General features: G+C 38.8%; 9 protein-coding genes. 6 read left to right on the plus strand and 3 right to left on the minus strand.

Annotation, left to right across the window (positions count from 1 at the left end; all coding sequences use genetic code 11):
• Positions 1-259 precede the first annotated feature (259 nt).
• A complete protein-coding gene (nadA, locus tag IQ242_RS08010; RefSeq protein ID WP_193959600.1) occupies positions 260-1219 on the plus strand; it encodes a quinolinate synthase NadA in 960 nt (319 codons plus the stop codon).
• A gap of 250 nt (positions 1220-1469) precedes the next feature.
• On the opposite strand, the gene IQ242_RS08015 is transcribed toward nadA, so the two are convergent.
• The gene (locus IQ242_RS08015) at positions 1470-2927 is read right to left on the minus strand and encodes a DASH family cryptochrome (protein WP_193959601.1); all 1458 of its coding nucleotides are present in this window, start codon (positions 2925-2927) and stop codon (positions 1470-1472) included.
• A 99-nt stretch (positions 2928-3026) separates the two neighbouring features.
• Positions 3027-5336 (minus strand): polysaccharide biosynthesis tyrosine autokinase, encoded by a 2310-nt coding sequence (locus tag IQ242_RS08020; RefSeq protein WP_193959602.1) that lies wholly within the window; start codon positions 5334-5336, stop codon positions 3027-3029.
• Positions 5337-5719: 383 nt separating this feature from the next.
• On the opposite strand from IQ242_RS08020, the gene IQ242_RS25980 reads away from it, so the two are divergent.
• The 5 genes from IQ242_RS25980 to IQ242_RS08045 all read left to right on the plus strand — a co-directional run bounded on the left by IQ242_RS25980 (position 5720) and on the right by IQ242_RS08045 (position 10180).
• Entirely contained in the window at positions 5720-6010 is a 291-nt protein-coding gene (locus IQ242_RS25980; protein WP_370582971.1) for a hypothetical protein, read from the plus strand.
• An 84-nt stretch (positions 6011-6094) separates the two neighbouring features.
• A complete protein-coding gene (locus IQ242_RS08030) occupies positions 6095-6436 on the plus strand; it encodes a hypothetical protein (RefSeq protein WP_193959603.1) in 342 nt (113 codons plus the stop codon).
• Positions 6437-6604: 168 nt separating this feature from the next.
• Positions 6605-7960 (plus strand): flippase, encoded by a 1356-nt coding sequence (locus IQ242_RS08035; protein ID WP_193959604.1) that lies wholly within the window; start codon positions 6605-6607, stop codon positions 7958-7960.
• A 25-nt stretch (positions 7961-7985) separates the two neighbouring features.
• Positions 7986-8792: an FkbM family methyltransferase gene (locus tag IQ242_RS08040; RefSeq protein WP_193959605.1), complete on the plus strand. Its 807-nt coding sequence runs from the start codon at positions 7986-7988 to the stop codon at positions 8790-8792.
• Positions 8793-8857: 65 nt separating this feature from the next.
• The gene (locus tag IQ242_RS08045) at positions 8858-10180 is read left to right on the plus strand and encodes an EpsG family protein (protein ID WP_193959606.1); all 1323 of its coding nucleotides are present in this window, start codon (positions 8858-8860) and stop codon (positions 10178-10180) included.
• Positions 10181-10426: 246 nt separating this feature from the next.
• Here the strand turns inward: IQ242_RS08045 and IQ242_RS08050 are convergent.
• A partial coding sequence (locus tag IQ242_RS08050; RefSeq protein ID WP_130758492.1) for a transposase occupies positions 10427-10526 on the minus strand: 100 nt, incomplete at its 5' end.

Here is a 10526-nt window from a genome sequence, read left to right on the forward strand (position 1 = left end):
CTCATTAAGCTGGCGATCGCTGAATAGAGTGTGACACTTCATAATTCTTAGTAATCGCTAAAAGTTTTACTATACAAGGGCTAGAGCAACTTTTGATTTCAACGACTAGGGTGCGGAATGTGGGTTACTGTTTACTGGACGGCTACGCCGTGCCTTTGGCAACACTGAAAAAAGCTCCCAGTCCCTAATCACTTTAAAAAAATTTGCTATGATATAGGGACTTGTTTAGTATTTGGTAAAAATAACCATAAGTGCCACCGTGTTCACCACTGTTCAACCCGCCAATCGATCGAGCTTACCTGATGACCTATTTACAGCAATTAAAGAGCTTAAACAGGAATTAAACGCCGTTATTCTGGCTCACTACTATCAAAATTCTGACATACAGGATATAGCTGATTATATTGGTGATTCTCTAGGTTTATCCCAACAGGCTGCCCAAACGCCAGCAGATGTGATCGTATTTGCGGGGGTTCACTTCATGGCAGAAACAGCTAAAATCTTAAATCCAGATAAGTTGGTATTGCTGCCGGATTTAGATGCAGGATGTTCTTTAGCAGATAGTTGTCATCCTGAAGATTTTGCTCGTTTTAAAGCCCAATATCCCGATCATATCGTGATTTCCTATATTAATTGCAGTGCAGAAATTAAGGCCATGAGTGATATTATCTGCACCAGTTCCAATGCAGTCAAAATAGTCAATCAAATCCCTGCCCATCAACCGATTATCTTCGCTCCCGATCGCAATTTGGGACGTTATGTCAGTCAGCAAACTGGTAGAGATTTAGTCCTGTGGCAGGGTAGTTGTATTGTCCATGAAACTTTTTCCGAACGCAAGATAATAGAATTAAAAGTTGCCCATCCAGAAGCAAAAATTATCGCCCATCCTGAGTGTGAATCATCGGTTTTACGCCATGCCGATTATATTGGTTCCACGACGGCACTATTAAATTATTCCCTGAAAAGTTCTGAAAAAACCTTTATTGTCGCCACAGAACCAGGGATTATTCACCAGATGCAAAAATCCGCACCAGAAAAACTATTTATACCCGCACCAGGTTTGAATAACTGTGCTTGTAATGAGTGTCCCTACATGAGACTGAACACTCTCGAAAAATTGTATCTCTGTATGCGAGATAAAACTCCAGAAATTACTATTTCTGAAGATTTAAGACTTAAGGCACTGTTGCCGATTCAAAGAATGTTAGAAATGTCTTAATCAGTTATCAGTTATCAGTTATCAGATGTGAGTTTTCAGTTCATTAGACATATCGAAAAATTATAACTCAATCAGAGTTTGCTTTGATAACTTGTACTAATTAGTCGTTCGGCACTGAAATATATACCTGTCGTTGCCAATTCAATTTAACTGAAAAATATGGGTACATTAAAATCATTTTTATTTGGGTAAGTTTCTTGTCTAGAAAGAATTTTAGTCTTGAGTATAATATTAGGTAGAAGTCTACTGATTACTGATTACTGAAATGCTGAAGATAAATTTTTTCGTTGTGTTTGATCGATTGAAAAAAATCGACAATGGGACGAGGATAATTAACCCCTAAAATCACCCCATAACGCTTTTGTTCCTCTGGAGATAACTTATAAGGTTCGTGAATTTTATCGCCTTTTATTAGAGCTAATTCGGGCAACCAGTGACGTAAATAATCGCCTTTGGGATCATAATCTCTCGACTGTTTAGGGATATTAAAATAACGAAATCCCCTTGCGTCATTGCCGACACCAGCAGTGTAATTCCAATTACCCCAATTACTACAGACATCATAATCAATTAATAATGACTCGAACCATTCTGCTCCTAGGCGCCAATCAATAGCGAGATTTTTGGTCAGAAAACTAGCGACATTTTGCCGGCCACGATTTGACATAAATCCTGTAGCGGCTAACTCTCTCATATTAGCATCTACAAGGGGATAACCGGTTTTTCCCTCACACCAGAGATTAAATCTTTCCCAATCTTCTAGCCAAGGTAAATTAAGTTCTTGCAAACCAGATTTATAGAAAATTTTATTCCCGTGTTTACTGCAAATGAATCGGAAAAAATCTCGCCACAATAATTCAAAAATCAGCCAATAGGTAGAGTCATTTTTTACTCTTGTTTGCTCATATTTTTTTACTTCCTCATAGATATAACGGGGGGAAAGACAGCCAAAACTTAACCAAGCTGAGAATTTTGAGGAATAATTAGTCCCTAACATTTCATTGCGGGTTTCCTTATAAATTTTTAAGGAATCACTATCCCAAATATATTCTTTAACCCGTGATTTTCCTGCCATTTCACCCCCTTGAAACGACAAAACACCTCCCCAGTCTAGAATGGGTTCTGTTAAGCCCAAATCGTTTAAACTAGGAAGATTTCCCCAATCTATTTTAGGTAATTTTGTCAACTTTTTCGGACTGGGATAAGTTGTTCTTATTTCCCAATGACGTTCTACTTGTTTACGAAAATTAGTAAATAATTCCGGTAGTTGATTAAGGGTAAAAGGTAAATCTTCAGGATGATATAAAGTGGCTGTCCAAAAAGTTTTGATCTGCGCAGGAACCCTAGATAAAGCCTTATTTAACGCTTTTTCTACCACTAATTCCTCTGCTGTTACCTCTTGATGATAATAAACCTTGGCTATCTGCAATTCTTGAACTAATTGCGGGATAATTTCCTCTGGTTTTCCCCGTCGGATAATTAAATTACCGCCTAAACTTTCCAGAGATTGTCGTAAATCTGCTACGCTTTCTAATAAAAATTTAGCCCGGAACTTGCCAGTTTTTGGAAACCCGTAGGAAGTAAGAGCAAATTGACGCTCATCAAAACAATAGAAGGGAATTATCTCTAATTGTTCTTGAATGGCTCGATAAATTGCCTCGTGATCGTGAACTCGCAGATCATTGCGATACCAAATTAAAACCCGCATTTAACATCAATTAAAAGTTGATAACCGATAAATCAGTAGTTAGGTGTTAAAAACTATCAGACACCCCCCTTAATAAGGGGGGATCTATCTTCAATTTAATTATCTTTTGCCGTAGTAATGGCTATAGTAACGATAATTGTGGTCTTTCCGACTAACGTTATTAGCCACTAAACCTAACACGGAAATGTGGGATAATCTCAGATCTTCGAGCAGATTTTTCAGCACAAAGCGATCGGTTTTGCCCAATTTGGTGACGAGAATTAGGCCAGTGGCCATGGCGGCGAGAATTTTGGCATCGGCAAAAGCGGCGATCGGTGGTAGATCGTAGATAATTAGATCGAAAGCGTGGTCTTGCTGTAATTGCGAGATCATCTCCTGCATTCTCTGGGAAGAAAGCAAGCGGGTTGGATCTGGGGGAATTGGACCGGCGGTAAGAATCGATAAATTCTCGTAGCGGGGTAGGGATTGAATTGCCTCGTTCCAATCGAGACCCTCGGCGATGACATTACTAAGGCCGTGGTCGTTATCAAGATTAAGTCGATGGTGAATATCGGGTCGTCGCAGGTCGGCATCCACCAGCAAGACTTTTTGTCCCATACGAGCGGCAGCCTTAGCGATATTCATTGCCATGGTGGTTTTACCATCTGCTGGTGATACAGAACTAATCACGAGGGACTTGAGGGGGGAATCGGAACCGAGGAGGCGAATATTGGTGTTAAGAGTGTGGAAAGCTTCCGAGAAGGGGGAGAAATTATAGTAGGAGGGGTTTTCTTCGGCCGATTTTGGGGTAGTATTAGGGATAGTGATTTTGCGATCGCCGACTGTTAACTGGGGTAGGGCGGCGGTGATCACCTTTTCGATCGTACCGAGGTCTTTTTGCCAGGGAATTGCACCTAAGAGGGGTAGTTTAGTATCTTCTTTTAGTTCATCTGCACTATGATGAACAGGGTCTAATCTTTCAGCTAAAAAGGCCGCCCCTAAACCTAGTAACAGACCACCGATAACCCCTAAAGCCAGATTTCGCACGGGTTTAGGAGAAACGAATTCTTCCTCTACTTCTGGAGGGGAAATTAGTTGCCAAGGCACTACTTGTTGTGCCACTTTCAGTTGGAGTTTTTGTTGTTCCTCCAGAAAACGGCCGAGACTGGTGGTGGCGATTTCCAATTCTCGTTGCAAATCCGTATAACGACGGGCTAAAACCGCCAGATTTTTGACCGAGGCTTTCTGTTGTTCGAGGGCTTGGGCAAGGGATTTTACCTTAATTTCTAGGGTTTGGCGACTGTTAGCGGCTTCCACCAATTGTTGGGTTAGTTCTACTCGCAGAGCGCTCTGAGATACCAAAGCCGGGGAATTACCCACTGTCTGGGGCAGTTTTTCCCCTAGGGTTCTCTGGGCCTCGTTTTGCAGTAGGGGCAGTAAATTGGCTCTTTTTTCCTCTAGGGTGGTGATTATCGGGCTATCCTTGGCAAAAACTGCCGATTGTTTCGCCAGTTCCACTTCCACTTCCTGCAGCTGCTTGAGCAAATCTTGATAACCGGGAGATTCACTGAGATAAGTGGCGATAATTGCTTGATTGGGGGCTAATCCCACCTGTTGCTGTAAAGCTTGATAGCGAGAGTTAATTTCGTTAAGGGCGACTTGGGCTGCCCGATAATCTTGTTCAGTAGTGGTTAACTGTTGTGATAAACGAGTCGCCTCTTTATCGGGATCCAGGAAATTGTATTGCTGCCGGAATTGCTGCATTTGTTTTTGTAGAGAATTAACTCGTTCCCGCAGCACGGGCAATTGAGCGTTAACAAAATCTAAGCCTTGATTAATTTCGGTCTTCCGTTCCTGAGAACTATAGTTTAGGTAATGACGGGCTAAATTATCTAAAACCAGCTTAATTTTTTCTGGTTCCGCATCTTGATAGGAAATTTCTAAAACTTTCGTCTCTTTTAATTGACTAATTTCGAGATCAGATTTGCCAGTTTTACTAATTAAATCACTGTAGGTAAAGTCGGGATACTTAGGAGTTATTTTACTAAGGATGGGGTTAAGGAGTTGAGGACTGGTTAAAACAGCGATTTGGGTATCATAATCGATGTCTTCACCACCTAGCTGAGGTAGGATATCTTGGGCTGCCAGTCTGGAAGAACTTTTATTTTCCTCAATCGGTTGACCGATGAGCAGCAGGAATCTACCTTGATAGATAGGGGTTTTTAAGAAAGTCCAAGCAGCGATCGCACCTGTTACTCCTAGGGTGATGCCAGCGATTATCAACCAGCGATGCTTGACCACAGAAAGGACTTGACGCAGGTTGAGTTCCTCTTCTTCCTGCGTCGGGGAGGGGATAAAAGCCGGTTGAGCAAAAACTGGTAGATTTGCTTGACTTTGGGTTTTCAAAGCCCCGTTTTGTTGGTTGTTCATCGCCCCGTTTTGTTGGTTGTTCATCATTAATCAAATATTCAAGGGATAACTCTATTAAAAGATTTTGCGGTGGCAATCTGGCTCGATCAATCACCGCTTAATCATAACACCGTGCTACGATGATAACTCTAGTTTTTCCAGAACTGCCAATTTTTGTCCCGCCTCGTCTTATGGTTAAGCTTGCTGATAATTCTACCCACCGTTCAGAAAATCGATTATTAAAAAAGGAGAAAAGCCAGCCATGACCGGAAGCTCGGCCGGACACCCCAGATGGACAGATGAGATGCTAGATGAATTGGCAGACTCAGTTTCGGGAGTCAAAGACTCATACCATTGTTCTTTATTCGCGTCACAACGAATGCCGGCTTGGCAAGCATTCGAGCGTGGATGTCTGTCATGGATTCAGAAATTTGGTATCAGTTTTGGAATTGCGCAAATCAGTTTCGGAATTGCGCGAATCGGTTTCAGAGGTTAAAGATTCAGTAGAAGGGTTACAATTGACAGCACAAGCACTGTTACAAATCGCCGCACAGCCACAACGAGAAAATGAAGCAAGGAGAGCAGAAATTGCTGAAATCAGACAAAGACAGGAAGAGTCAGACAAGCGTTTTGAGGTTTGGCTGTCAGAAGTTCGCTATTTAATTCGGCAAATTAAACCAGAAAATCAATCATAAGCTTGAGGAAAATGGCGGCGATTGCGTCTATAATTATCTATAATTTAAGCAGCTATTGAAACTGAGAAGAGAGAAAAACAAGCCATGACAAGAAGGGATGGAGAACGGACGAGATGGACAGATGAGATGCTAGATGAATTAGCAGACTCAGTTTCGGAAGTCAAAGACTCGGTTTCGGAATTGAGAGAATCAGTTTCAGAATTGCGGGAATCAGTTTCAGAAGTTAGAGATTCAGTGGAGGGGGTAAGATTAACGGCACAAGCACTGTTACAAATAGCTGCTCAACAACAGCGAGAAAATGAAGCTCGGCAAGCAGAATTTGCCGAAATCAGGCAAAGACAGGAAGAGTCAGACAAGCGTTGTGAGGTTTTGCTCTCAGAGGTACGGTATCTGATTCGGCAGATTAAACCAGAAAATCAATCATAAGCTTGATAAAACCAGCGGCGATTGCGTCTCCACAATTTAACCTAACCTTTTGTGAAACTAATTTACAAAATAATTGATAAACTATCATGGAGTAAAAATTATTGTTGGCTAAATTGTTAAAAGGTCTCTCGAGTAGGATGTTTCAGCTATCGAAAAGGATCGAATATTATGGTGGCAAAGTGGAGAGCAGTGGTGGAAAAGCTGAGTCCTGGATTGCGAAAGATTCTGGGCAATGTCGGTTGGCTATTTGCCGAGCGTCTGCTGACCATGATACTAGCTTTTTTTGTCGGAATTTGGGTAATTAGATATTTAGGGTCAGAAAATTTCGGAAAATTGAGTTATACTACCAGTTTTGTCGCTCTTTTTAGTGCGATCGCTCAATTGGGGTTGAATGCCATCGTCATCCGCAATATCGTCCAAGAGGAAAAAGCCGCTCCAGAGATTTTGGGTACTGCTTTTGTGCTAAAGTTAATCGCTAGTTTATTGACAATTATTATAATTGGTATGGCCATCTGGACGTTTGAGACCGATCCTGACGTTCGCTGGATGACCTTAATAATTTCCTTTAGCTTAATGTTCAGTGCTTTTGACGCAATCGAGTTTTGGTTTCAATCACAGGTACTTTCAGGAGTCTTGGCTATTCTGAGAAGCGTCCAGTTAATTATGAGTTCCCTGATCAAACTTTCATTTATTGCCTTCAAGTTGCCGTTAATGGCTTTTGTCTGGTTAATTCTGGCAGAGCAGGTTGTGAAGGTGCTGGGAATGGTCTGGGTTTACCCTAAGTACCACCAATCTATATGGCAATGGAGAGTCAATTGGTCGAAAGGGTTAGAAATGCTGCAAGATTCGTGGCCGCTGATCCTATCGGGTGTCATGATAACGATTTACATGAAGATCGATCAAGTTATGCTCGGTAATATGGCAAATGCTCAAGCAGTGGGAAACTATGCGGCGGCGGTCAGGTTCTCAGAAATTTGGTATTTTATTCCTATGGCAGTTTGTTCTTCTGTCTTTCCCGCAATCCTGCGGGCGAAGCAGAGGAGTGGAGAGGAATATCATGCTAGACTACAACAACTGTACGATCTCATGGCTTGGATGGCACTGTCGATAGCGATTCCTATGACCTTTGCTTCAGTACCTTTGTTGACAACTTTGCTCGGCAAGGAGTTTGCTGAAGCTGGTACAATTCTAGCATGGCATATTTGGGCTGGTCCTTTCGTCTTTTTGGGGGTGGCTCGCAGCAACTGGTTAATGGCTGAAAACTTCACTCGGTTTAGTTTTTTGACAACTTCATTAGGAGCGATTGTCAATATTTTGTTGAATTTCCTTCTTATTCCTCCTTACCAAGGTGTAGGAGCCGCGATTGCTACTATCATAGCCTATGCAGTAGCTTCTCACATTAGTTGTTTACTTTATCCTCCTATGTTCAAACCTGGCTTGATGTTAACTAAAGCTTTGTTTATACCATTTCGTTTTCAGCAAAATCTAAATTATTTTAATAAAATAAAGCAGATCCTAATATAGTCTTGAAATTAAAACAACTAATGTCATGAAACAAACAATCAGAAACTTTTTAGTATGGATTTTAGCAAGACCTTTTTTTTATAGCTTCAACGTCAGGCTATATTCATTGACACTAAATTTTCTAGGAATTTTGAATTGGAAGAATGATAAAATAAGTGGTGAGTATTCTTTTCTTGCCAAACTGACAAAAAATTTTCAACCAGGTTCAGTCGTACTTGATATCGGAGCAAATGTTGGCAATTATTCTAACTTAATCAAACAACTTAACTCAGGAGTTATGATTTATGCCTTTGAGCCGCATCCGAAAACTTTTAAAATACTTCAAGAGAATGCCATTAAAAATAAGTATAAGGCTTTGAATTTAGGTTGCGGTAAAAGTAAATCGAAATTGGAACTATATGATTATAAAAATCAAGATGGCTCATCTCATGCTTCTCTGTATAGAGGTGCTATTAATGAGCTTCGCCAGTGTAACTCAGTTTCACATTTAGTGGACGTTATCGATCTAGATAGCTTTTTGTCTGAGCAGAATATACAAAAAGTAAACTTGCTTAAAATTGACGTTGAGGGGAATGAATACAGTGTCCTTGAGGGGCTGAAGGAAGCTCTTAAAAAAGGTATGATTGAGATTATCCACTTTGAGTTTAATGAAATGAATATTTTTAGTAGGACTTTCTTTAAAGATTTTTACGACCTATTAGAAGATTATAAAATTTTTAGGATGTTGCCAAGTCATCTATTGCCATTAGATACATATAGTCCCATCTTTTGTGAAATATTTGCCTATCAAAATATAGTTGCTGTACATAAAAACTATAGATTAAATCTATAGACTGGACTGAGACTAACAATTATTTTTCGTTAAAACAATATCCAAAACAAATATGAGATTATTATATGACTAATCTTCCAACGCTTAATCTTGTCAAGAAGCTATCCTACCACAATAGCTTCTTGAAATATGTATTACTATTTCTCGGCTTAATTGTATGGATTATAATACCGATAATTGGTATTTTTCCCCTTCTGCTTTTCATCCATTTTAATTTTAATAGCAAGAAAAATAAAATAAATGGGCTAAATTTAGTAATTTTAATATTAATTGCTGTAACAACTGCAATTTTTACGTCATCCCAGAACATTATTTCTGATACTGCAGTTTATGTAACAAACTATGAAGACTTAGGGCGATATAGCCCATTTGAATTAGCTCATGGCAAAGGTGTTGAATTTATACTCCCTTTATTGAGCTATCCTATTTATATAATTTCTAATGGTTCTAGATACTCTTTTTTATTCTGTTGGTCTTTATTTATTAATTTGGCGACTATCTATATAGCTATTAAATTATCAAAAGAAAATTTTGCTTTGATTTTATTTTATACAATAGCAAATCCAGTGTTCTTTATACAAATATTTTTAATGAGGCAATTTATTGCCAGCACCTTTGTACTACTCGCCATAGTTAATCTAGAGAGTGAGATAGCTACCTGGGGATTTTATGCGATAAGTATTTTTACTCACTTTACTAGCATTATGTATTTGCCCATTATTATATGGGGAATAAAAGGGACTAATTGGATACGCAAATTATTTTCTATCTTTACGAATAATCTAGTTTTTAAAATTCTAGTTTTGTTTTTACTTATATCAGCTTTCGCAATCGGTATTCGATACGATACTTTATTGAAGTTTTTTGATATCCTTAAAGGAACTGAAGCTTTATATGCAAAATCTCGTTACTGGGCTGCTGAAAACAAAGATACTGGCTTAGGAATTAGTCGTACAAAAATAGTTGAATTTTTAACTATTTTTTTGATCAATAGCTTCATGTTAAAAAAAAATCAGCAATCTCCTAGAAATAAAAATAGAGATCTGATTATGTCTATAATCTTTACATATTTATTTTTCTTATGTCTGATAACAAGTAATATTGGTGGACATTTTAGTTTAAGAATTGGTTTATTGTTGCTTGGTTTTTCTGGAATTTTCTACTACCAACTTCTCGATAAAAAATGGAAAATTCCAGATATAAAAAATATTTTTATTGCCATTAGCCTTATTGCTGTATTTGTCAGGTTTTTCTATTTTCTTTATAATCAAGGAAAGGTAGAATTATATTATCTTAACGGTCAACCATTTGAAAATTCTATATTGGAGTACATAAAATTAGCTTACGAAAGCTTTACCAACGACGTACAAATAGAAAGATTTCGTTAAACATACACAAATAACTTCTTTGCTGTATCATTAGTTGATTGCTGTCCTAAAAAAGTGTTTACTCAATCATCCTAAAGTTTTAGCTTCCAGATTTTAATTCTACCATTATTTGCGATCAAACAAAGTGAAGATAAATGAAGTTGGACACAGCTGCAATCGCCTTTGATATAATAGGAGCAAAGATGCTGCCTGCAAGAAAAGTCATGACACAAGAATATATGGCTCTTCGTTACCCTTTATGCTAAATCAACAGACAAGATGCCAAGATAACATACTTCTAACCCAAAAATTCCGAAAGTTTCTAAAGCCATAGCCTCTCCGTTTTATTAGTTTAAGTTTATTGTTG

Origin of the sequence: Microcystis sp. LEGE 08355 (genome assembly GCF_015207185.1) — a bacterium.
Classification (GTDB): domain Bacteria; phylum Cyanobacteriota; class Cyanobacteriia; order Cyanobacteriales; family Microcystaceae; genus Microcystis; species Microcystis panniformis.